The following is an 894-nucleotide window of genomic DNA, read 5'->3' on the forward strand; positions in this document are numbered from 1 at the left end:
CGGGGGCGTGGGGAGGCGACGCGGGGCGGGGCGTCGGCTACTGCGGGTGCGGGGCGGCGAGTCGGGCGTGGGGGTTCGTCGTCGTCCACGTCGAGTTCGAGGTCGTCCTCCGGGTCGTCCTTGGGACGTCGGGTGCGCCGGCGCGGCGACTCGGCACGCGACGAACGGGTGCGGCCGTTGGCGCGCTTGGCCGGGCTCCGGCCCCAGCTTTCGCCGCGCGACTCCTTTGCGTCGTCCGCCATTTCGCTGCGGCGGTGCATCAGGATGCGTGCGCCGCCGATCAGCAGGACGAGCACGGTCGCGATCATCATCGTGGGGAACCGCATCACCAGCGGGATCGCCAGGTTGCTCAGGATTTCCACGATCGAGCCCGCCGAGCGGCCGGTCAGCTGCTGGTAGGCCAGCGGGACCGCGACGCACAGCAGCAGCGGCGGCAGCACCATGGTGGTGAACAGCCCGCGGTACCGGACCATGAGCACAGCCGCCACGCATCCGGCGATGTACAGCGCGGCGAACGTACCGGTCAGGTCCGTACTGTCGCCGTGGGCATCAATCAAGAACCCCAGAAACGTACAGGCAACCGCGATCAGGACCGCCGCGCCCACCGGGATCCCCGGGATCGTCGGCAGGATCGAACGATGCGGCGCGGGCACCCGGGTTCGCACACGTTGGGAAGCAGCCACACGATGAACACTAACTGTCGCCGCGCCCAGCGGCGCTACGGCACGGCCGTTGCGGCTACTCGTCGCCACGCCGAGCAGGCATCACTGTGGCTACTCGCTCGCCGCAGTCGGTAGCTCACCATATGGAAGCTCTCTGAGTCGAGAGCCCAGCACCGGGCGGTCCGGACTTGCGGCCGACGTGCGCTCAGCACCGTCGGCCTCGTGCCAGGCC

Annotated in this window: 1 protein-coding gene; it reads right to left on the reverse strand. The window is 70.1% G+C overall.

The genetic code is table 11. From position 1 onward, the window contains the following. The coding region (locus tag NA11_RS43655; protein WP_069168003.1) for a DUF6542 domain-containing protein at positions 1 to 653 on the reverse strand (653 nt) is incomplete at its 3' end. Positions 654 to 894 lie beyond the last annotated feature (241 nt).

It is taken from the genome of Nocardia altamirensis NBRC 108246 (genome assembly GCF_001612685.1).
Classification (GTDB): domain Bacteria; phylum Actinomycetota; class Actinomycetes; order Mycobacteriales; family Mycobacteriaceae; genus Nocardia; species Nocardia altamirensis.